Annotated in this window: 17 protein-coding genes; 9 read left to right on the top strand and 8 right to left on the bottom strand. The window is 69.7% G+C overall.

What is annotated here, in order from left to right:
• Positions 1–117 precede the first annotated feature (117 nt).
• The 5 genes from ABZ953_RS05955 to ABZ953_RS05975 are packed head-to-tail and all read left to right on the top strand — an operon-like array spanning position 118 to position 5,062.
• Entirely contained in the window at positions 118–894 is a 777-nt protein-coding gene (locus tag ABZ953_RS05955; protein WP_361717379.1) for an MHYT domain-containing protein, read from the top strand.
• 56 nt (positions 895–950) lie between these two features.
• Positions 951–3,587 (top strand): nitrate- and nitrite sensing domain-containing protein, encoded by a 2,637-nt coding sequence (locus tag ABZ953_RS05960; protein WP_361718246.1) that lies wholly within the window; start codon positions 951–953, stop codon positions 3,585–3,587.
• Positions 3,584–4,018: a roadblock/LC7 domain-containing protein gene (locus tag ABZ953_RS05965; protein ID WP_361717382.1), complete on the top strand. Its 435-nt coding sequence runs from the start codon at positions 3,584–3,586 to the stop codon at positions 4,016–4,018. Before ABZ953_RS05960 ends, ABZ953_RS05965 begins: the two co-directional genes overlap by 4 nt.
• A gap of 44 nt (positions 4,019–4,062) precedes the next feature.
• Complete coding sequence (locus ABZ953_RS05970) at positions 4,063–4,476, top strand: DUF742 domain-containing protein (protein WP_361717385.1); 414 nt, start codon at positions 4,063–4,065, stop codon at positions 4,474–4,476.
• A complete protein-coding gene (locus ABZ953_RS05975; protein ID WP_361717388.1) occupies positions 4,457–5,062 on the top strand; it encodes an ATP/GTP-binding protein in 606 nt (201 codons plus the stop codon). Before ABZ953_RS05970 ends, ABZ953_RS05975 begins: the two co-directional genes overlap by 20 nt.
• Before the next feature lie 103 nt (positions 5,063–5,165).
• Here the strand turns inward: ABZ953_RS05975 and ABZ953_RS05980 are convergent, their stop codons facing one another.
• On the bottom strand, positions 5,166–5,594 hold the full coding sequence (locus ABZ953_RS05980) for a PPOX class F420-dependent oxidoreductase (RefSeq protein ID WP_361717391.1): 429 nt from the start codon (positions 5,592–5,594) through the stop codon (positions 5,166–5,168).
• Positions 5,595–5,686: 92 nt separating this feature from the next.
• On the opposite strand from ABZ953_RS05980, the gene ABZ953_RS05985 reads away from it, so the two are divergent.
• A complete protein-coding gene (locus ABZ953_RS05985; RefSeq protein ID WP_361717394.1) occupies positions 5,687–6,100 on the top strand; it encodes a roadblock/LC7 domain-containing protein in 414 nt (137 codons plus the stop codon).
• Between the two features lie 110 nt (positions 6,101–6,210).
• Complete coding sequence (locus ABZ953_RS05990) at positions 6,211–7,158, top strand: DUF6397 family protein (protein WP_361717397.1); 948 nt, start codon at positions 6,211–6,213, stop codon at positions 7,156–7,158.
• 243 nt (positions 7,159–7,401) lie between these two features.
• On the opposite strand, the gene ABZ953_RS05995 is transcribed toward ABZ953_RS05990, so the two are convergent.
• Genes ABZ953_RS05995 through ABZ953_RS06005 form a run of 3 tightly spaced genes read right to left on the bottom strand, consistent with a single transcriptional unit; the run spans position 7,402 to position 12,143 of the window.
• Positions 7,402–8,574: a winged helix DNA-binding domain-containing protein gene (locus tag ABZ953_RS05995; RefSeq protein ID WP_361717400.1), complete on the bottom strand. Its 1,173-nt coding sequence runs from the start codon at positions 8,572–8,574 to the stop codon at positions 7,402–7,404.
• Between the two features lie 46 nt (positions 8,575–8,620).
• Positions 8,621–9,523, bottom strand: coding sequence for an acyl-CoA thioesterase II (locus tag ABZ953_RS06000; protein ID WP_361717403.1), 903 nt, complete (start codon positions 9,521–9,523; stop codon positions 8,621–8,623).
• Between the two features lie 46 nt (positions 9,524–9,569).
• Complete coding sequence (locus tag ABZ953_RS06005; RefSeq protein ID WP_361717406.1) at positions 9,570–12,143, bottom strand: DUF3516 domain-containing protein; 2,574 nt, start codon at positions 12,141–12,143, stop codon at positions 9,570–9,572.
• Positions 12,144–12,204: 61 nt separating this feature from the next.
• Between ABZ953_RS06005 and ABZ953_RS06010 the strand changes: the two genes are divergently transcribed.
• A complete protein-coding gene (locus ABZ953_RS06010) occupies positions 12,205–12,999 on the top strand; it encodes a metal-dependent hydrolase (protein WP_361717409.1) in 795 nt (264 codons plus the stop codon).
• Positions 13,000–13,112: 113 nt separating this feature from the next.
• On the opposite strand, the gene ABZ953_RS06015 is transcribed toward ABZ953_RS06010, so the two are convergent.
• The 4 genes from ABZ953_RS06015 to ABZ953_RS06030 all read right to left on the bottom strand — a co-directional run bounded on the left by ABZ953_RS06015 (position 13,113) and on the right by ABZ953_RS06030 (position 20,697).
• Positions 13,113–14,963, bottom strand: a complete 1,851-nt coding sequence (locus tag ABZ953_RS06015) for an ABC transporter ATP-binding protein (RefSeq protein ID WP_361717411.1) — start codon at positions 14,961–14,963, stop codon at positions 13,113–13,115.
• The gene (locus ABZ953_RS06020) at positions 14,960–16,915 is read right to left on the bottom strand and encodes an ABC transporter ATP-binding protein (RefSeq protein WP_361717414.1); all 1,956 of its coding nucleotides are present in this window, start codon (positions 16,913–16,915) and stop codon (positions 14,960–14,962) included. The genes ABZ953_RS06015 and ABZ953_RS06020 overlap by 4 nt, the downstream gene beginning before the upstream one ends.
• A gap of 144 nt (positions 16,916–17,059) precedes the next feature.
• Complete coding sequence (locus tag ABZ953_RS06025; RefSeq protein WP_361717416.1) at positions 17,060–18,841, bottom strand: ABC transporter ATP-binding protein; 1,782 nt, start codon at positions 18,839–18,841, stop codon at positions 17,060–17,062.
• A complete protein-coding gene (locus ABZ953_RS06030; protein ID WP_361717419.1) occupies positions 18,838–20,697 on the bottom strand; it encodes an ABC transporter ATP-binding protein in 1,860 nt (619 codons plus the stop codon). The genes ABZ953_RS06025 and ABZ953_RS06030 overlap by 4 nt, the downstream gene beginning before the upstream one ends.
• A 215-nt stretch (positions 20,698–20,912) precedes the next feature.
• Between ABZ953_RS06030 and ABZ953_RS06035 the strand changes: the two genes are divergently transcribed.
• Positions 20,913–21,662 (top strand): L,D-transpeptidase family protein, encoded by a 750-nt coding sequence (locus ABZ953_RS06035; protein WP_361717422.1) that lies wholly within the window; start codon positions 20,913–20,915, stop codon positions 21,660–21,662.
• The last annotated feature ends 8 nt before the right edge of the window (positions 21,663–21,670 follow it).

Here is a 21,670-nt window from a genome sequence, read left to right on the forward strand (position 1 = left end):
TGGGCGCACTCGTTCGAGCGTGACGTGGTCGTTCAGGGCCGTCTCTCTGTCATATTCCATCAGTTTTCGAACTGCGCCCCCGTCGTGCGCCCCGGGTCGGACTAGCGTCCCGGGGCCATGGGACACCTGGACCACGCCACCTTCGGCTGGCTGACCCCCGTGCTGTCGTACGCGATGGCTTGTATCGGCGCGGCCCTCGGGCTGCGCTGCACCGTCCGCGCGCTGGCCGCCTCGGGCCGCTCGCGCCGGAACTGGCTCATCACCGCCGCCTCCGCCCTCGGCACCGGCATCTGGACGATGCACTTCGTCGCCATGCTCGGCTTCGGAGTCACCGGCACAGAAATCCGTTACAACGTGCCCCTCACCATCCTGAGCCTCCTGGTCGCGGTGGCCGTGGTGGGCGCCGGGGTCTTCGCCGTGGGATACGGCCGTGACCGCGGACGAGCCCTCGCGCTCGGTGGACTCACCACAGGACTGGGCGTCGCGAGCATGCACTACCTCGGCATGGCGGCCCTGCGCCTGCACGGCGACGTGCGGTACGACCCCGTGCTCGTCGGGCTGTCCGTAGTCATCGCAGTCGTCGCCGCGACCGCCGCCCTGTGGGCCGGCATCAACATCAAATCGCCCCTCGCGGTCGCAGTGGCGTCGATGGTCATGGGCGGGGCGGTGAGCAGCATGCACTACACCGGAATGCTCGCGGTGAGCGTGCGGGTGGACCCTTCCCAAGCCGTCCTTCCCGGAGCCACGACGATGCAGTTCATCTTCCCCCTTGCCGTCGGCCTCGGCTCCTACCTCTTCCTGACCTCGGCATTCGTCGCGCTGTCCCCGACCACCGGAGAGCGCGATGCCTCCGTTTCTGCTCAGCGACCGATTGAGGACCCCGCGCGCCGATGACGGTCATGAGCCGGTCGGGCGCTACGGAACAGCGCATCCACCCCAGCGAGGAGGCCATGAACACCCCCCGGAGCACCTCCGAATCGTCCGCGGATACGGCACCTCTGTCTCCGGAGCATCCGGCGCGCGGTCGCCGCGCGCACGCCGGCCAGCCCGCCGATGAACACCCGTACGGAGAAGGCCGATTCGCCGAGCCGACGATCTACCGGGCCTCCACGCGCGCAGGGTGGTGGCGGATGCGGCCACGCACGGTGCGCGCCAAGATTGTCTGCCTGTTGATGGTGCCCGTCGTCTCGCTGCTCGCGCTCTGGGGGTATGCGACCGTCAGTACGGCACAGGACGTGGCGCGCCTGCGCCAGGTTCAGCGTGTCGATGCCGCCGTACGCACGCCGGTCGAGGCCGCCGTCACCGCGCTTCAGGCCGAACGCGTTGCCGCCGTACGTTACGCGGCGGACCCGGGTGCCGACCGCGGCGGCACACTGCGGAGGCAGACGTCCCGGACCGACCGCGCCGTGGCCGAACTGCGCCTGGGGGACCAGCGAACCGTCGCCGACGGAGCGGGGCTTCCCAAAGATGTGACTGACCGGCTCGAAACTTTCGTGTCGGGCGTCCAGGGCCTCCGCTCGACTCGGGCCGCAGTGCTGAACCGTCGCGTGGGATGGGACGCCACGTACGGCCAGTACACGAAGACGATCGCGCAGGCCTTCGCGGTGGGCGGAGCGCTCACCGGCATCCAGGACACCGCGGAGGGCTCCCACGCGCGCGTACTGCTCGAATTCTCCAGGGCAGGGGAGATGCTGGCACGCGAGGATGTCCTCCTCGCCGCAGCCCGGCTTGACGGAGCCTTCGAAGGGGCGGGTCTCCGGCTGTTCACCGGGGCCGTCGACACCCGACGGACACTGACCGAAGCGGCGGTCGCGGACCTCCGTGGGCCGGAGCAGGCTGCCTGGCGCGGAGTTGAGGCCGGGAGAGCCTATGGCGTCGTACGCGCCACCGAGGACAAGGTGACGCTGGCCCAGCCTGGCCGCAAGGCGCTCGCCGCAGCCCCCTCGGGAGCCTGGGACGAGGCCTATGGGGATGTAAGGGGCGAGCTCCAAGCGATCGAGGAGAAAGCGGACCGCAGTGCTGGGGACCGGGCCGACCCGCTCACCCACGGGCTGCTCACTCCGGCGGGCGCCGCGGTCCTCCTCGGGCTGGTCGCTGTCGCCGCCTCACTCGTCATCTCCGTACGCATCGGTCGGGGTCTCGTCGTCGAACTCGTCAGCCTGCGCAACGGAGCCCTGGAGATCGCGCGGCGGAAACTCCCACAAGCCATGCGGCGGCTGAGGGCCGGAGAAGAGATCGACATCCGGGCCGAGGCACCCGCTGGACCACCTGCGGAGGACGAGACGGGGCAGGTATCCGAAGCGCTCGGCACCGTCCACCGGGCGGCGCTGCGTGCGGCGATCGAGCGTGCGGAGCTCGCCAGCGGCATCTCCGGAGTATTCGTCAACCTTGCCCGCAGAACGCAGGTTCTCGTCCACCGGCAGCTCAGTCTCCTCGACAGCATGGAGCGCAGGGCAGACGATCCCAACGAGCTCAGTGACCTCTTCCGCCTCGATCACTTGACGACCCGGATGAGGCGCCATGCGGAGAGCTTGATCATCCTCTCCGGGGCAGCGCCGGGCCGGGCCTGGCGCATGCCCGTCTCCCTGACGAACGTGGTGCGTGCTGCGGTCTCCGAAGTCGAGGACTACGCGCGCGTGGAGGTGCGTCAGCTTCCCGTGGCATCAGTGATCGGGACCGCCGTTGCCGACCTCACCCACCTGGTGGCCGAACTGGTCGAGAACGCGGCCCAGTTCTCGCCGCCGCACACCAAGGTGCGGGTCAGCGGCGAACCAGTGGGCAACGGCTATGCGCTGGAGATCGAGGACCGAGGGCTCGGCATGGGCAAGGAGACGCTCACCGAGGCCAACCGGCGCGTCGAGCAGTCCGAGGCACTCGATCTGTTCGACAGCGATCAGCTCGGTCTCTTCGTGGTCAGCAGGCTCGCGGCCCACCACAGCATCAAAGTGCACCTGCGCACGTCCCCGTACGGCGGTACGACAGCGGTCGTGTTGCTTCCCACCGCGCTCCTGCACAGCGGCGCGGTGGGAAGCACGGAGGCCCACCCTGTTGAGCGCGGGAGCGATCTGGGCAGGGAGCACGCGCGCGTGCGGGGGGCATCGCACCAGCGCCACGAGACGAACTCCGTTCCTGCCTCTGCGCCCCGCCCCGTGCTGGCCGCCGCGACCGAGGCACCGGCACCGGTCGGCGTCACCACGCTGCGTCTGCATCAGAGCCGACCTACGCACGAGGCCGCCGACACGGCCGCCGACACCCCGCCTACCGCTCCCGACAGCAACGGCAGCGGCCCCCTCGCCATGGCCGGCGCCGAGGCCCAGGACGCGTCGGGTGACCTCCCGCGCCGTGTACGCCAGGCGAGCCTCGCTCCGCAGCTGCGCGAGCCGCACCCCGCGGACGGAGACGACACGGCGGGGACGAGGACACAGGGTGAGCGCAGCCCGGAGCTGGTGCGCGACCGCATGACCGCATTCCGCGACGGATGGGCGCGCGGCGGTGGCCCGCTCCCCGGGGCCGGAGGGTCCGCCCCGGTCGGCCCCGGGCCCGTACCGCTACCGGGCACCGACAGCAGCGAAGGAGACCCTGCATGATTCAGGATCAGCGCATCCCCAGTGAACGGACCGGAGAACTCGACTGGCTGCTGGACGACTTGGTGCTGCGCGTGGGCGAGGTGCGGCACGCGGTGGTGCTGTCCAACGACGGACTACCGGTCGGCGCCTCCACCGGGATCGCCCGCGAGGACGCCGAGCACCTCGCTGCCGTGGCCTCGGGATTCCACAGCCTCGCCAAAGGGGCCGGGCGGCACTTCGGAGCCGGTGGAGTGCGCCAGACCATGGTGGAGATGGACGCCGCCTTTATGTTCGTCGCGGCCGCGGGTGACGGCTCCTGCCTTGCCGTTCTCACCTCTGTGACGGCCGACATCGGTCTCGTCGCGTACGAGATGGCGCGCATGGTCAAGCGCGTGGGTGAGCACCTTGACACCCCGGCGCGCCGTGCAGAGCGGCCACCGGCCGCCGGATGACCGAGAACGGTCGAGATCCTCATGACCGAGGACGGTCGGAACCCATGACCGAGCGGACGAGCGGCGTGCCGGATCAGCCCGGCAGCCAGTGGTACGACAACGAAGCAGGGCCCCTCGTGCGCCCCTACGCGATGACGGGCGGGCGAACCAGGCCGGGGCCGCGTGGAGTCCGATTCGACCTGATCGCCCTCGTGACGCTCGACCCGAGCGCACCTGGGGCCGGTGACCACACCGCGCTCGGCCCCGAACACCGGGCACTCATCGAACTGTGCCGCTCCGAGACGCAGTCCGTGGCCGAGCTCGCCGCCGGCGCCGATCTGCCCGTGGGGGTGGTCAGAGTGCTGCTCGGCGATCTGCTGGAGACGGGGTGCGTCAAGGTCAGCCGCCCGGTACCACCCGCACAGCTTCCCGACGAAAAGATCCTCCGAGAGGTGATCGATGGGCTCCGAGCGCTCTGACGACATGGCCGCCGAGACCGCTGCCATGGCGCTGAAGGTCCTGGTCGCGGGCGGTTTCGGGGTGGGCAAGACCACCTTGGTGGGCGCGGTGAGTGAGATCCGTCCGCTGCGTACCGAAGAGCTGCTGAGCGAGGTGGGTCATTCGGTGGACGACACCGAAGGCGTCGACCGGAAGACCACAACGACGGTAGCTATGGACTTCGGCCGTATCACCATCCGGTCAGGCCTGTCGCTGTACCTGTTCGGCACCCCGGGCCAGGACCGGTTCTGGTTCCTGTGGGACGAGTTGTCACAGGGCGCTCTCGGTGCCGTGGTGCTCGCGGACACCCGTCGGCTCGAGGACTGTTTCCCTGCCGTGGACTATTTCGAGCACCGCCGTATTCCGTTCGTGGTGGCGGTCAACTGCTTTGCGAACGCGCGTACGTATGGTGCGCACGACGTGTCACGGGCGTTGGACCTCGACCGTGGGACACCAGTGGTGCTGTGCGACGCTCGGGACCGCGATTCGGGGAAAGAGGTGCTGATCCGTCTGGTCGAGTATGCCTGGCGCGTCCATACCGCCCGGCTGCTCGACTCGGTGGGCTGAGCCCGCTGCGGGCACTGAGGAGGTGCTCTGTTCGTCGAGCCCTTCTCCCGTGGAGGGCTTCCAGCGCGCTGTCAGGGGCTCCGAGGCGTCTTTTGGCGGGTGGTCAGTCGGCGACCCCCTCCTGCGCCAGGGTCTTGTCGATCCGCACGCGCACCAGGAGTTCCCCGGGTACGCCGTTGCGCTTGCCGAACTCCTCGGCCCGGTCCTCGCCCATATAGCGTGCGCCGATGCGGGCCGCCCAGTGCCGGAGCTGATCGAGGTCCTCACTCAGTTCGGCGCGCCCCTGCAGAACGACGAAGGCGAACGGTGGCCGGTCGTCGTCGATGCACAGGGCCACGCGTCCGTCCCGTGCCAGGTTCCGCCCCTTGACGGTTTCCTTGCCGGTGTTGAACACGAGGTCATCCCCGTCGAGCAGAAACCAGATCGGTGCGATGTGCGGGCTGCCGTCCGCTCTGACGGTCGAGAGCTTGGCGGTGCGGGTGCCGTGGGAGACGAAGGCCCGCCACTCGTCATCGGTCATCTTCTGTGCCATGTCCCCATCATGCTTGCCGGGGCGCCGGTCGTGGGGAAGGCTGGCAGGTCAGATCCTCCAGCCAGGGGGAGCGGACACGGGGAGACAGGAACATGGGGCAGAGCACGGGGCTCGGCTGGCTGCTCGACGATCTGACGCAGCGGATGGAACACGTACGGCATGCGTTGGTGCTGTCCAACGACGGCCTGGTGACCGGAGCGAGCTCGGATCTGAAGCGGGAGGACGCGGAACATCTGGCCGCAGTCTCCTCAGGACTGCACAGCCTCGCCAAGGGCTCTGGGCGCCACTTCCAGGCCGGCAACGTGCGCCAGACGATGATCGAGTTCGACGACGCGGTCCTGTTCGTCACGGCGGCGGGCGACGGCAGTTGTCTCTGTGTGCTGAGCTCGGCGGAGGCTGACATCGGCCAAGTCGCCTACGAGATGACGCTGCTCGTGAATCGGGTCGGGGAGCACCTGGGCGTGGGCGCCCGACAGCCGGAGCGCACGCCCATCGTGGACCTCTGACCTGCACTGACGCTGCCACGTCAAGAGTTATCCACAGGCTCAGCGAGGATCGCGGTGATCGGGCTACGGTTTTTCCCGAGAGCAAGCACATCTCACGGGGGAGATCCACCATGACCAGTGACACCGTCACGCAACCCACCCGCGCAACGAACCCTCCGTCGGCCGTCACACCGACCCGGGCGGCGAAGGAACTCGGGCTGAAGCGGGGCGAGTTCGACCTGGCGGCGATGCTGGGGCGCATCCGCACCGTTGGAGAGGCCGCGAGCGGCCAGCGCCGGGTCACTCGCGAGGAGATCGACCGCGTGCGCGCAGGCGAAGGGTTTCCCGAGGCGCTGAGGGAAAGCGTCAGAACCGTGGGCACCACGGAGGGCGCGGAGCTCATGCACATCACCACGGCGCGGTTCACCCGTCTCGCCCGCGCCGGCGTCCTGACGCCCGTGAAGTTCTACCTCAATCGGTACCGGGCCGTTGTGTGGCTCTATCTCGCCGAAGAGCTGCGACACTTCGCCGAATCCGAGATCAACGCCAGACTGCTCACCGGCCGTATGCCGGAGACCATGCGCGGCCGCCTCGACGAAGGCCAGGACCTACGAGCCCGCAACTGGCGGGGGCGGTACGCAGGATTCTTGCTGCGCCAGTCGGGCGACGCATGGGAGCGCGCCGCCGCCATGGCCTCGCTGCTCGATCCGGTGCAGATCGCGGAGATCGTCAGGGACCCATACGAACGCGCGTACCTCCATCGGCTCCAGCCCGTGCCCCGTACCCATGGGGCACCTGACTCACCCGGAGCGCGGATCGTAGAGAGGATCACGACGGCGGATGACCCCGACGAGATCCGATGGCTGCGCTCCAGCCTGCTGATCGGCCTCGTGCAGGCCCGAGCTCAGCGCGCGGCGCCGCGCCCTGCTCCACGTGTCACGTCTGGACCGACCACCCCCGTGGCGGCGACCGCACCGTCGAACGAGGCCACCGCCGAGTTCACCGCCGAGGCCACCGTCCAGGGCTCGGCACAGGAGTCGCGCAGCTTGATGAAGTGGCTGCGCCGCAGGAGGGCATAGAGAGTTCTGAGCCGTGCCACGCGGGGGTCACTGCACCGTGGCGTCCAGGTCTTTGGAGAACTCCTCGATGGCACAGCGGTAGTCCGCGACGCCAGCGCCCGGGTCGTTGCTCGTGGCGTTGGCGAGTGTAAACAGCGGTCTCCAGCGCGTCGTGCAAACTCGGCCGCGCTGAGCCGAGAACTATGGCGAACGGAAGCACACATGCCCGTCGAGTCCCGTCGTCGGCCCCCTCTGGGGCCCCCGTCATCCGGCCAATTCCTCCTCAAGCCATGTACGTCCACGCGATCGCGGGGCGAGCCGCACGCCCGCCAGACGCGAAGTGAGGCGTTCAGCCTCCGCTTGGACCGCGTCCCGAGCGTCAGCACCGACATCCTCGAGGAACCGGCACACGACGTCACCCTTGCCGTCCTGGGCCCACCCGCCGACGATGCGGCCGTCCCACCACAAGGACGGGCCGATGTTTCCGTTCCTGTCGAAGAGCCGCGGGCCGTGGTCCCCGAGGAACCAGCCGCGGTGCTGCCACCCCATCGGAGTGGAGTCGAGCGCCGGAAGCAGAGCGGCCCATGGCTCGGGGCGCGGGGATTCCTCCGTGTCATCGGGGAGCAGCAGCCCGGCCGTCCCCTCCAAGTCGACTTCGACGGGTCGCAGTTCGGTCAGCGTCCGCTTCGTCTGGGTCTTCGTCCACCCGGCCCACCAGCGCAGGTCATCGGCGGTGGCCGGACCGAACGTCCGCAACCACCGCCGGGCGAGCTCCGTCTCCGCGTCCTGGGTGTCCCAGTCAGCGAGGCCACCGGGAAACCAGTCGGTCAGTGGCGCCCATCGGTACTGATGGGAAGCCCACGTGCCGAGCGGCCTTCCGCGTACCACATGGCCCTCGGCGGCAAGCAGCAGCAGGAGCCGACTGGCCAGCTTCTGCCGCCCCTCGTAGCTCTTGCCGCGTGCCATGAGCAACTCGGTGCTCAGCCTTGGGTCGGCGCTCGCGAGCTCGGCCGCGGTCGCCTCGCCCCGCTCCTTGAGCGCCTGCAGCAACACTGCCTCGGCCTCCGCCAGCCACGCTTGAACACCCGCCGCGCCATGGGCGACGCCGGACTCCGCAAGCATCTTCAGAACGAGACGGCGTTCCCGTGCGGCAACCGCTCGCGAGCATGCTGCCTGCAGCACCGGAGCGACATCCAGGGGCGCCACGAAGACCGTACGCCGCATGCCCATCAGCCGGATCAGCGACCGGTCCTCATAAAGCGCGTGCTCCACATCCGCCAGGTAGCCGTCCCGCATCCGGGCCCAGGCGCCGATGTACACCGACGACGGGTCGGTGCCATGCAGGGCCAGCAGCGACCGGGCCACCTCAACCGGACCGTGCGACTTGGTATCCGAGGTCAACCGGTGGCGCAGCGCCAGCCTCGTGCGCCGCTCCACCACGTCAATCCGTCGCACCGCGCCTCCCGCTCAGGATCTTCGCCAGTCACGCGCCTGTTGTCGGACTGTCCATGTGGCGCTCGCCGTACGGACGGAACAGCCCTTCTTGCACCACTGACACCAGGAGCCGGCCCTCGGCGTCATAGATGCGGCCCCGGGCGAGGCCGCGGCCCCCCGTGACGATGGGGGACTCCTGGTCGTAGAGGAACCACTCGTCGGCGCGGAACGGCCGGTGGAACCACATGGCGTGATCGAGCGACGCCATGTCGAAGCCGCGTGGACCCCAGAGCGGTTCCACCGGGATGCGGACCGCGTCGAGGAGCGTCATGTCGCTCGCGTACGTGAGCGCGCAGGTATGCACGAGGGGGTCGTCGCCCAGCGGGCTGACGGCACGCATCCACACCGCACTGCGCGGCTCGGCATCCTTGATCTCCTCGGCGGACCAGCGCAACCGCTCGACGTAACGGATGTCGAAGGGCTGGCGCCGGGCCATGCGCTCCCACTGCTCGGGGAGCGCGCCGAGGTGCTCCCTGATCTCCTCCGCGACCGTCGGAAGCGTCTCCGGATCGGGGGCCGTGAGGCGCGGCGGCAGTTGGTGTTCGAAGGCGCCCTGTTCGGGCTGATGGAAAGAGGCGGTGAGGTTGAAGATGGTGCGACCCTGCTGGACGGCGGTGACGCGGCGCGTGGTGAAGGAGCGCCCGTCCCTGATCCGTTCGACCTGGTACACGATGGGCACGCCCGGGCGCCCCGGGCGCAAGAAGTACGCGTGGAGCGAGTGCACCGGACGGTCACCCTCGGTGGTCCGGCCCGCCGCCACCAAGGCCTGTCCGGCGACCTGGCCGCCGAACACCCGCTGCAGGGACTCGTTCGGACTGCGGCCCCGGAAGATGTTGACCTCGATCTGCTCCAGGTCCAGCAGGTCGACCAGCCGGTCGACGGGATTGTTCATGACAGTTCCTCGACTCCTGTCCGGGCCACGCGGCTTCGTGGGGCGCTCAAAGCTGACCGACGTCCGTGACCCGGACGATGGCACGGCCCTCCTCGTCGGAAGCCGCGAGATCGACCTCCGCACTGATGCCCCAGTCATGGTCGCCGTTCGGGTCGGCGAACGTCTGCCGGACGCGCCACAGACCGTGCTCGGGATCCTCCTCGATGAGCAGCAGCTTGGGGCCGCGGGCATCAGGACCGGTGCCGAGATCTTCGTACTCGTCCCAGTACTTGTCCATGGCCTCGCCCCACGCATCCGCGTCCCAGCCGGATTCGGCGTCCAGCTCACCCAGCTCCTCGACGTGGTCGAGGGCGGCCAGCTCGACCCTTCGGAACAGCGCGTTGCGGACCAGGACGCGGAAGGCGCGGGCGTTGGCGGTGACAGGCTTGACCTGGTCGGCCTTCTCCTGCGCCTCTTCCGCGGTCATGACGTCCGGGTTGGCGAGCTGCTCCCACTCGTCGAGGAGGCTGGAGTCGACCTGACGCACCATCTCGCCGAGCCAGGCGATCAGGTCCTCCAGGTCCTCGGACTTCAGGTCGTCCGGGATCGTGTGTTCCAGGGCCTTGTACGCGCTCGCGAGGTAGCGCAGCACGATGCCTTCGGTGCGGGCGAGTTCGTAGAAGGACGTGAACTCCGTGAAGGACAGCGCCCGCTCGTACATGTCCCGGATGACGGACTTCGGGGACAGCGGATGGTCGCCGACCCACGGATGGCTCGTCCGGTACGTGTTGTACGCGTGGAAGAGGAGCTCCTCCAGGGGTTTGGGGTACGTGATGTCCTGGAGCCGCTCCATCCGGTCCTCGTACTCGACGCCGTCCGCCTTCATGAGCGCCACGGCTTCGCCCCGCGCCTTGTTCTGCTGGGCCGCGAGGATCTGGCGCGGGTCGTCGAGAGTGGACTCGACGACGGACACCATGTCCAGGGCGTACGAAGGGGACTCGGGGTCGAGGACTTCGAAGGCCGCGAGGGCGAACGTCGACAGGGGCTGGTTGAGGGCGAAGTCCTGCTGCAGGTCGACCGTCAGGCGCACGATGCGGCCGGTGACGTCCGGCTCGTCGAGCTTCTCCACGACGCCGCCGGCGAGGAGGGAGCGGTAGATCGCGATGGCCCGGCGGATGTGCCGCAGCTGCTGCTTGCGCGACTCGTGGTTGTCCTCGAGGAGGTGACGCATCGCCTCGAAGGCGTTGCCGGGCCGGGCGATCACGGACAGCAGCATGGTGTGCGTGACCCGGAAGCGGGAGGTCAGCGGCTCCGGATCGGAAGAGATGAGCTTCTCGAAGGTGCTCTCGGACCAGGCGATGAAGCCGTCGGGCGCCTTCTTGCGGACCACCTTGCGCCGCTTCTTCGCATCGTCGCCGGCCTTGGCGAGAGCCTTCTCGTTCTCGACGACGTGCTCGGGTGCCTGAGCCACTACGAAGCCGGCCGTGTCGAAGCCCGCACGCCCGGCGCGTCCGGCGATCTGATGGAACTCCCGCGCGCGCAGAGTGCGGACACGGGTGCCGTCGTACTTGGTGAGGGCTGTGAAGAGCACCGTGCGGATCGGGACGTTGACACCGACACCCAGGGTGTCCGTGCCGCAGATGACCTTGAGGAGCCCGGCCTGTGCGAGCTTCTCCACCAGGCGGCGGTACTTGGGCAGCATGCCGGCGTGGTGCACGCCGATCCCGTGGCGCACGTAGCGCGAGAGGTTCTTGCCGAACTTGGTGGTGAAGCGGAAGCTGCCGATGAGATCGGCGATCTTGTCCTTCTCCTCCCGCGTGCACATGTTGATGCTCATCAGCGACTGCGCGCGCTCGACCGCCTGGGCCTGGGTGAAGTGCACGATGTAGACCGGCGCCTGCTTGGTGTCCAGGAGCTCGGTGAGCGTCTCGGTGATCGGCGTCAGGCGGTACTCGTACGACAGCGGGACCGGCCGCGTCGCGGAGCGGACGACCGACGTGGGCCGGCCGGTCCGGCGCGTCAGGTCCTTCTCGAACATGCCGACGTCGCCGAGCGTCGCCGACATGAGGATGAACTGCGCCTGCGGAAGTTCCAGCAGAGGAATCTGCCAGGCCCAGCCGCGGTCCGGCTCGGCGTAGAAGTGGAACTCGTCCATCACGACTTGGCCGATGTCGGCGTTCTTGCCGTCCCGCAGCGCGATCGAGGCGAGCACCTCGGCCGTGCAGCAGATGACCGGGGCGTCAGAGTTGACCGACGCGTCCCCGGTCAGCATGCCGACGTTCTCGGTGCCGAAGAGCTTGCACAGGTCGAAGAACTTCTCCGACACCAGAGCCTTGATCGGCGCTGTGTAGAAGGTGACCTTGTCCTGGGCGAGAGCCGTGAAGTGGGCCCCCGCCGCGACCAGGCTCTTGCCGGAGCCGGTCGGCGTGGACAAGATCACGTTCGCCCCGGAGACCACCTCGATCAGTGCCTCCTCCTGGGCCGGGTAGAGAGTGATGCCCTGACCCTCGGCCCACGTCGAGAAGGCTTCGAAGAGGGCATCGGGGTCGGCATCCGGCGGCAGCTGATCAATAAGGGTCACACCCCCATCTTGCCTTCCTTCTGCCCCGATGAGGGAACCGGAGCTCCCCACGAAGATCACGAACGCTACGCTGTGTCGCCAACGGGGCGTCAGAAGAATGGAAATGGGGCGGGCAACAGCAATGATGGGACCGGCACACTCGCTGTCGGGGGCAGCAGCCTGGCTGGGGGTCGGTGCCGCCGCGGCGGCCGCGGGCCACACGATGCCCTGGCCGGTCCTCCTCGTAGGCGCGCTGATCTGCGCCGGAGCGGCGCTCGCTCCCGATCTCGACCACAAGTCGGCGACCATCTCGCGCGCCTTCGGGCCCCTCTCGCGGGGCCTGTGCGAGATCGTCGACAAGCTTTCGTACGCCGTCTACAAGGCGACCCGGAAGCAGGGGGACCCACGGCGCTCGGGTGGACACCGCACTCTGACCCACACCTGGCTGTGGGCCGTGTTGATAGGAGCGGGTGCGTCGGCCCTGGCGATCTTCGGTGGGCGGTGGGCCGTCCTCGGGATCCTCTTCGTCCACATGGTGCTCGCCATCGAAGGCCTGCTGTGGCGGGCGGCCCGCGGGTCGAGCAGCGATGTGCTGGTGTGGCTGCTCGCTGCGACGAGCGCCTGGATCCTCGCCGGGGTCCTGGACAAGCCTGGCAACGGTGCGGACTGGATGTTCACCGCGCCCGGCCAGGAGTACCTGTGGCTGGGCCTGCCGATCGTGCTCGGCGCGCTGGTGCACGACATCGGGGACGCGTTGACCGTCTCCGGGTGTCCGATCTTGTGGCCCATTCCCCTCGGCCGCAAGCGCTGGTACCCGATCGGGCCGCCGAAGATGATGCGTTTCCGGGCCGGAAGCTGGATCGAGCTCAAGGTCCTGATGCCGGTGTTCATGCTGCTCGGGGGAGTGGGCGGCGCAGCCGCGCTCAACTTCATCTGACGGCTCGTCCTCGAGCGCGTGAGGACGATCCTGGTGCCTCGACCTGCCCTCCCCGGGGAGAGGGGCGCCCTCGCGGCGGCGACCTCCCAAGTGGAGGCAGTGGCCATTCCCGCTCAGAGTGCGGGCAGGTGCTCGCCGTGCCAGGAGTGCCACAGCGCGGCGTAGGCGCCACCGGCCGCCACGAGCTCGTCGTGGGTTCCGAGCTCGGTCAGCCGGCCGTCCTGCATGACTGCCACGCGGTCCGCGTCGTGGGCCGTCTGCAGACGGTGGGCGATGGCGATGACGGTGCGCCCGCGGAGGACGGCGGCAAGGGCCCGTTCCGTATGACGTGCCGTCGTCGGGTCCAGGAGAGCGGTGGCCTCGTCGAGGATCAGCGTGTGAGGATCGGCGAGCACGACACGGGCCAGTGCCAATTGCTGGGCTTGCGCTCCGTGCAACCGGTGGCCACGAGGACCCAGCTCGGTGTCCAGTCCGTCCGGCAGAGCGTCGGACCAATCGGCGCCGACCGCGGTGAGAGCGGCGCTCAGCTCGGCGTCCGTAGCGGATTCCGCCGCGATGAGCAGGTTGTCGCGGACCGTGCCGAGGAACACGTGATGCTCCTGGGTGACGAGGACGACCTGACGGCGCAGCCGCTCGGGCGGCAACTCGGCGATCGGGATGCCGCCGACGGTCACAGTCCCCGCGCCAGGAGCGTCGATCCCCGCCAGGAGACGACTCAGTGTGCTTTTGCCGGCCCCCGAGGGGCCGACGATCGCCAGGCGCTCGCCGGGGTGAACGGAGAGGTCGAGGCCGCGCAGGACATCGGCGCCGTCACTGTAGGCGAAATGCACACCGCGGATCTCGATCCGGTCGGCGTCGGCCATGTCTACAGGGCCGGGGGCGGTGAGGTCGGGAGCCGCGGTGAGGGCGGTAGCCGGGGTGGCGGGAGCGGTCGGCACCCGCGGAGCGGTGGCCAGGCCCTCGACCCTGGCGAAGGAGGCACCACTGCTCTGTACCTGCTCGACCTGCTGCAGGATCGTGTCCAGCGGCTGGGAAAGCTGGCGCAGGTACAGCGCCGACGCGATCACTGTGCCCAGGCTCACGGAGCCCTGCTCGTGGAGCAGTCCGCCGACGATCAAAACGGCGACGACCGGCACGGCGTACGAGATGTCGATGGCAGGAAAGAGGACGCTGCGCAGGAACAGGGTCCGGTCATGGGCGACGACACACCGGCCGATCCCTGTCTCGCTGTCCGCGACACGCTGATCCCTCAGACCGAAAGCCTCGACGGTGCGAGCTCCGGACGCGGTGGCGGCGAGGACCTCCGCCAGCGAGGAGTGGGCCGCTCCCTGCTCGAGGTAGGCGGGGTGTGCCCTGCGCAGGTACCAGCGGGTGGCGAACCAGATACCGGTGAGGCCGAGCACGCCGCACGCGCCGAGCAGCGGGTCGAGCAGGAAGACGGCACAGAGAATGAACAGTGCCTGCACGGCCGCGACGAGGACATCCGGACCGGTGTCACGCAGTGTCTGTCCGGCCGTCGCCACGTCAGTGGTGCCGCGGGCCGTCAGATCTCCCGCGCCGGCCCGCTCCACGATCGAGGCGGGCAGCGCGAGTGCCCGGTCGACGAACTGTTCGCGGATGCGGGCCAGGGTTCGCTCACCGAAACGATGGGCGAGGTAGCGGGCGTGGCGTGCCAGGAGGAGCTGGGCCACGGCCCCGGCGAGGATGCCGAGCGCGAGACGGTCGACAGCATCGACGCCTCCGCCGTCCTTGACCGTATTGATGATGCGTCCGAGGAGCCAGGGGCCGACGAGGCCTGTTGCCGCCGCGAGTGCGTTGAAGACGATCATCGTGACGAAGGCCGCGGTGTCCTGGCGGATGAGGCGGACAGCGGCCCGGCGGACTTGACGGCGGCCGGCTACGGGCAGGTGCCCGGGTCCGGTCTCGGCCGCGTCGCTGTGGTGGGACGGCGTCGCGGGCGTCATCGGAGTGCCTCATGACTCGGCTCGGCGGAAGGGCGGTGGAGTTCGTGGCTACATGGTGGATGCTGCACTTCCGCGTCCCCTGCGTCCTGTGCGTCCCCTGCGTCCCCTGCGTCCCCTGCGTCCCCTACGTCCTCTGGCGCTTCGCCCTCCTCGGCGTCGGGCGACACCAGGCGCCGGTAGCCCGGGTGCTCGGCCAGCAGTTCGGCGTGGCGGCCGACGGCGGTGACTCGGCCGTCGACCAGGTAGTACACGGTGTCGGCCTGGTCGAGGAGGAGAGGGGACGTGCTGGTGACGAGTGTGGTGCGGCCCGTGCGGGCCGCGCGCAGACGGGCCGCCATGTTCGCCGCGGTGTGGGCGTCGACCGCCGAGGTGGGGTCGATCGCGAGGAGGACCTCGGGGTCAGCGAGGAGGGCGCGGGCCAGGCGGATGCGCTGACGCTGACCGCCGGAGAGGTTGCTGCCGTGTGCCTCGAGAAGGGCGTCGAGACCGTCCGGCAACCCGAGGACGATGTCACGGGCCGCGGCCGCGTCCACCGCGCGGGCGAGGGCGTCGTCGTCCGGTGCCCATCGCCCGGAGATCGCCGCGCGCAACGTACCGGCGAAGAGGTCGGCGTCGTTGTCGGCCACCAGGATCCGCGCGCGGATCTCGTGCGGCGCGATGTCGTCGAGGCGGACCGAACCCCAGGTGGCGGGGGAGGGGAGGAACCGTCCGAGGCGATCGACGACGTCCGTACTGTCCGAGACGTGCCCGCTGACGAGCGCGGTGAGGATCCCCGGCGCCACCTCCACGCCGGACAGGGGGTCGCGCAGCACAGACGGCACCTGGGGGGCGGGGAGCGGCTCCGTGCTCCTGCCGGGAGGCCCGGCCTCGACTCCGGCCCGCGCCTCGGCCTCTGCCCTGGACCCAGCTTCGGCCCCGGCCCCGGCCCCGGCCTCGACCCCCGCCCCCGTCACGTCGGAGCCCTCCGGCTCCAGGTTCAAGAAGTCCACGACTCGGCGCGCGGCGACCAGGCCTCGGCCGATGTCGTAGCCGCCCTCGATGAAGAACGTCACCGGAAGCACGAGCACGGCGACATAGCCGTAGACAGCCACCAACTCGCCCACGGTGATGGTGCCCTGCGCTGCCATGCGCGCGGCGAGCCAGGTCACGGCGGCGAGGAACAGGGTGGGCAGGCCGAGGCCGAAGGCCTGGACCCAGCTCATGCTCGACCCGACCCGGTAGCCCTCGTCCTGGAGCCTGCGCGAGCCGTCGCGATAGCGAGCGGCGAACGCCCCCTTGCCACCGAGGCCGTTGAGGACACGGAGACCGCCCGCGAGGTCGCCAAGGATCGCGGCGAGTGCGCCCTGGCGCTCCCGGTAGTCCGTCTCGGCCCCCTGCAACCGACCGAGGAACGGTCCGATCAGCACAGCGAGCAGGGGCACCCCGACCAGCACCACCGCGGCAAGCAACGCGGAGACGGAGAGCAGCAGCGCGGCCACCACGAGGTAGGCGATGACCGCGCCTACACCGGGCCCCGTCACGGTGAGGGCCTGGCTGATCACGCCCACGTCGGAGTGGCCGATCGTGACGACCTCGCCCGCCGAGAGCCGACGGGGCAGCGTGGCGCCGAGCCGGGTCGCCTGGTCGACGACGACGCGCACGGTACGGAAGTAGGCGTCGAGGCGGATCCGGGTCATGGTGCGGTGCCGCATGATCGCAAGCCAGGCGTTCAGAACCCCGATACCGAACAAGGCCGCGGACCAGCCGAACAGTGCCGGTCGGTTCCCGGGGCGCAGGCCGTCGTCGATGGCGTGCGACAGAACGTACGGTGGGAGCGTCAGGCAGACCATCCATATGCTGCCCAACAGCGCGCCGACAGCGACGCGGCGACGCTGGCTGACGATCACCCACCAGAGGTAGCGGGCAGGCCCGCGATGGTCGGGCACGCCGGGATTGATGGGTGATGCAGCCATCCATGCACCCTAACTACCTCTGTATGGCGGCCAACAGGGCGCCCCTGCCCTACCGGTGCCCGGCCACACCCTTGCCCTACCGGTGCCCACCCACGCCCCTGCACCGACTGGCCCCATCCTCCCGCCGGACCATTCTCATACCTGCTACCCGTGCCAGGACCGCCACAGAGCCGCGTACGCGCCGTCCGCCTCCACCAGTTGGTCGTGGCTGCCGAGTTCGGTGATCCGGCCACTCTCGACCACCGCGATCACGTCCGCATCGTGTGCCGTGTGGAGGCGGTGGGCGATGGCCACGACGGTGCGGCCGTCCAGGACTCGGGCGAGGGAGCGTTCCAAGTGCCGTGCCGCACGCGGGTCGAGGAGCGAGGTCGCCTCGTCCAGGACCAGGGTGTGCGGGTCGGCGAGGACCAGGCGTGCCAAGGCGATCTGCTGGGCCTGGGCGGGCGTCAGTGCGTAGCCGCCCGAGCCGACCTCGGTGTCCAGGCCGTCGTCGAGGCCCTGTGCCCAGTCGGTCGCGTCGACCGCGCCGAGCGCCGCCCAGAGTTCGGCGTCCCGCGCTACGGTCCTTGCGAGCAGGAGATTGTCGCGCAGGGAGCCCACGAAGACGTGGTGTTCCTGGTTGACCAGGGCGACGTGCGTACGCACCTCCTCCGCGGGCATGGCCGACAATGCGGCGCCGCCCAGGGTGACGTGGCCGGTGCGAGGTCCGTAGATCCCGGCGAGCAGTCGGCCGAGGGTGGACTTGCCCGCTCCGGACGGGCCGACCAGGGCCACTCGCGAGCCGGGCTCGACGGCGAGAGACACCTCGCGGAGTACGTCCACCCCCGCGCGGTAGCCGAAGTGCACGTCGTCAGCGAGGACATGGCGTCCGTCCGGAACCAAGGACGAGTCGCCGGAGTCAGGTTCGATGTCGCGCACTCCGACGAGCCGGGCCAGCGACACCTGGGCGACCTGGAGCTCGTCGTACCAGCGCAGAATGATGCCGAGCGGGTCGACGAGCATCTGCGCGATCAGGACCCCCGCGGTCAGCTGGCCCACGCCGATCCAACCCTGGAGGACGAAGGCACCTCCGATCATCAGGGTCGAGCAGAGCACGGTCGTGTGGGTGAAGTTGATGACCGGGAAGAGGACCGACCGCAGATAGAGGGTGTACCGCTCCCAGGCGGTCCACTCCTTGATGCGCCGTTCCGAGAGCTCGATGCGACGGGGACCGAGCCGGTGGGCTTCGATCGTGCGTCCCGCGTCGACGGTCTCGGTGAGGGCGGCGGCAACAGCGGCGTAACCGGCGGCTTCCGAACGGTAGGCGGAGGGCGCCCGCTTGAAGTACCAGCGGCAGCCCACGACGAGGAGCGGTACGGCGACGAGCACGGCGGGGGCCAGCGGTGGTGCGGTCACCGCGAGCCCGCCGAGCAGGAGTACGACCCACACCACACCGATGGCGAGCTGCGGCACGGCCTCGCGCATGGCGTTGGCGAGACGGTCGATGTCCGTGGTGATCCGCGAAAGCAGATCGCCGGTTCCGGCCCGTTCCAGGACGCCGGGCGGCAGCCCGACGGAGCGTACGAGGAAGTCCTCCCGCAGGTCCGCCAGCATCCGCTCACCGAGCATCGCACCGCGCAGCCGCACCGCGCGCACGAAGTAGGCCTGCACCAGGAGCGCGAGGGTGAACAGGCCGATGGTGAGTTCCAGATGAAGGTCACGGGAGCCGTCCGAGACCTTCTCGACCAGATCGCCGAGCAGGTAGGGCCCGGCCATCGAGGCGATGACGGCGAGCGTGTTCACCAGGATGAGCAGCAGGAAAGACCGGCGGTGGCGTTGGAACAGTTCGCGTACGTAGGTGCGCACGGTCGCGGCCGAGCCGACAGGCAGGGTCTCCGCCGTCGTGGGGGCCGCCGGATCGTATGCCGGGGGCGCCAGGCCGGTCATGCCGTCTCCTCGATGTCGAAATCTGTCAGGGCTTGTGCCGCGAGACGTTCGTCGTCGGTCTCGCGGGTGACGACCGCGCGGTACCGCGGCTCGCTGTGCACCAGTTCACGGTGTTCTCCCACGGCCGCGACCTCGCCGTCGGCCAGGAAGACGACGCGCTCGGCGTGGTCCAGGAGCAGCGGTGACGAGGTGAGCACCACGGTGGTGCGGCCCCGGCGCAGCTGCCGGATGCCCTCGGCGACCCGGGCCTCGGTGTGCGAGTCGACGGCGGACGTCGGCTCGTCCAGGACCAGTACGTCCGGGTCGGTGACCAGCGAGCGGGCCAGGGCGAGGCGTTGGCGCTGGCCGCCGGAGAGGGAACGTCCGCGTTCGGTGAGGTGGGCGGCCATCGGATCGTCGTCCACCGACGCCTGTGCCAGCGCGTCGAGAACGTCGGCGCACTGCGCCGCGGTCAGTGCCTCCTCGGGACTGACGGCTCCGGACGCCGGTACGTCGAGGAGTGCGCGGAGTGTCCCGGAGAGCAGGACGGGATCCTTGTCCTGGACGAGGACGGCGGTCCGGGCGGCGTCCAGCGGCAGGTCGTCCAGCGGTGCGTCGCCCAAGCGCACGGACGGCAGGCCGGAAGCTTCCTCGAACGAGGGGTGCCCTCCGAGGCGTTCGGCGAGTCGGCCCGCTTCGTCCGGGTCGCCGCAGACCACGGCGGTGAACCGACCGGCCGGGGCGAGCAGGCCCGTAGCGGGGTCGTACAGGTCGCGATGGATCGACGAGCTCCCGGAGTCTCCAGAGCCCGCGGACTCAGAACCCACAGAACCCACAGAACCCACAGAAGTCTCAGAACCCACAGAGCCCCCAGCCTCCGCCACCCTCTGCAGAGCGAGGACCCGGGCCGCTCGCTTCGCGGAGGGGCGCGAGAAGGAGTACGCCATGGCGATTTCCTCGAAGTGCCGCAGCGGATAGTTGAGCATCATGATGGCGCTGTAGACGGTGACGAGCTCGCCGACCGTGATGCGGCCCTCGCGGGCGAGGTGCACACCGTGCCAGACGACCACGATCAGCAGCAGACCCGGCATCAGGATCTGGATCGCCGAGATGACGGCCCACATCCGAGCGCTGCGTACCGCGGCCGTACGGACTTCCTGGGAGGCGCGGCGGTAGCGGTCGAGGAAGAGCTCCTCGCCGCCGATGCCGCGCAGCACCCGCAGTCCGGCGACGGTGTCGGAGGCCAGTTCGGTGGCTCGCCCCGCCTTCTCGCGCTGGAGGTCAGCCCGGCGCGTGGCGCGGGGCAGCAGCGGCAGTACGGCGAGGGCGAGCAACGGGATGCCCACCGCGACGATGGCGCCGAGGGCGGGCTGGTAGATGACGAGCCCGGTACAGACCAGGACGACCGTGAGGGCAGCCGCCGCGAAACGCGACAGGGCCTCGACGAACCAGCCGATCTTCTCGACGTCGCCGGTGGAGACCGCCACGACCTCACCGGCGGCGACACGCCGGGTGAGCGCGGACCCGAGCGCGGCGGTCCTGCGGGCGAGCAGCTGCTGCACACGGGCCGCGGCGGTGATCCAGTTGGTGACCGCTGTGCGGTGCAGCATCGTGTCGCCAAGCGCTATGCCGATGCCGAGGAGGCCGATCAGCGCGCCCGCGAGGGCGAGCCGGGCGCCGGAGCGGTCCAGTACGGCCTCGACGGCGATTCCGACCATGTAGGGGAGGCCCGCGATGGAGGTGAAGTGCAGCAGGCCCCAGGCGAGGGACTTGAGCTGCCCGCCCAGCTGGTTGCGGCCGAGCCACAGCAGGAAGCGTGGCCCCGACCGGGCGTCAGGGACGCCGGGGTCGGGAAACGGAAGGTCGCGAATCTGCATGATGTCCCAGCGCTCGGTGCGGTGGCCGTCGCTCCGGGAAGAAGACCGAGCGAACGGACGGATAAGCGGATGGCGGTTACAAACCGTGAAAGGTTCGCCTCGCGCGGTGGTCCGAAGCAAACGATTTTCCGCTCTGAGGTAAAGAATCGGTCCGGTCCCGGCGTGGCTCGAGGGGCTGGGCCGGAGTAGCGCGGACCGGGTGCGACCATGGGCGGATGCGTATTGCGGGTGTGGTCCGAACGGTGGTCGCGGTGGCGGCCAGTGGTGTCCTTCTGACGTCCTGCGCGAGCGGGGACGACGCCTCGGGGAAGGGCGACGCCGGGCACGGCAAGAGGACGGGGCAGGGGAGCGGCCAGGGTGCCGGGGCCGTCGATCTCCAGCGTATCCCTGACGTGGGCGACCGGCTGCTATCCAAGATCCCGGAGAACTCCCGTCAGGTCGTCGCGGTCTACGGCGACGGTGAGGATTCGGCCAAGTCGACCGTCGTGCTCTACACGAAGTCCGGGGAGAAGGACACGACCTGGACGAAGGCCCGCAGCTGGCCCGCGCACAACGGCAAGAAGGGCTGGACCACCGACCACCGTGAGAACGACAAGCGCAGCCCGGTCGGCGTGTTCACGCTGACCGATGCGGGGGGAGTGCTCGCGGACCCGGGTGCCAAGTTCGCCTATACGAAATCCGCGTCCATGCAGGCTCCGAACTACTGGCCGAAGACGCACTGGCACGACTTCGACTACGTCATCGCCATCGACTACAACCGCGCCAAGGGCACCCCGCCGAACGACCCGACGCGCCCCCAGGGGCAGTCCAAGGGCGGCAGCATCTGGCTGCACATGGACCACGGCAGCGGCACGTCGGGCTGCGTGAGCCTGTCGAAGCCGGGCATGGAGTCCCTGCTGCGCACGCTCGACCCCCAGCAGCACCCCGTCGTGGTGATGGGGGACAGGGCGAACCTCCGAGCCTGAGTCATCGG

Source organism: Streptomyces sp. NPDC046465, from assembly GCF_040646035.1.
Taxonomy (GTDB): Bacteria; Actinomycetota; Actinomycetes; order Streptomycetales; family Streptomycetaceae; genus Streptomyces.